Genomic DNA, 509 nt, shown 5'->3' with positions numbered 1-509 from the left:
AATGGAGCGATCAACACTGGCGGCAACGGATCGACGAATATCTCGGGTAATTCGACAGATGGCCCAGGCCTGGACAACGGTAACGGCACGATCAACACCGGTGGCAATGGCTCGACCAATGTCTCGGGTAACTCGACCAACGGCACCGGCGTAGACAACGGGGGTGGCATCAATACGGACGGCAATGGCTCGACCAACGTCTCCGGCAACTCGACCAACGGCAGCGGCGTTGATAATGGCAACGGCACCATCAACACCGGCGGCAATGGCTCGACGAATATCTCGGGCAATTCGACTGACGGCCCAGGTGTAGACAACGGCAATGGCGCAATCAACACGGACGGTAACGGCGCGACCAACGTCTCGGGCAACTCGACGAACGGTACCGGTGTTGATAACGGCAACGGTTCGATCAACACGGGCGGTAATGGCTCGACCAATGTTTCCGGCAACTCGACGAACGGCACTGGCGTCGATAACGGCGGTCGCATCAACACCGACGGTAATGG

General features: G+C 58.7%; 1 pseudogene. It reads left to right on the top strand.

Features of this window, described 5'->3' with window-relative positions:
* A pseudogene (locus A9J21_RS31970) lies at window positions 1-509 on the top strand (hypothetical protein); the annotation flags it as partial.

The organism is Cupriavidus sp. D384, from assembly GCF_001652915.1.
GTDB lineage: Bacteria > Pseudomonadota > Gammaproteobacteria > Burkholderiales > Burkholderiaceae > Cupriavidus.
Note: the sequence above shows the minus strand (reverse complement) of the source record. Positions and strands in the feature narration are given on the sequence as shown.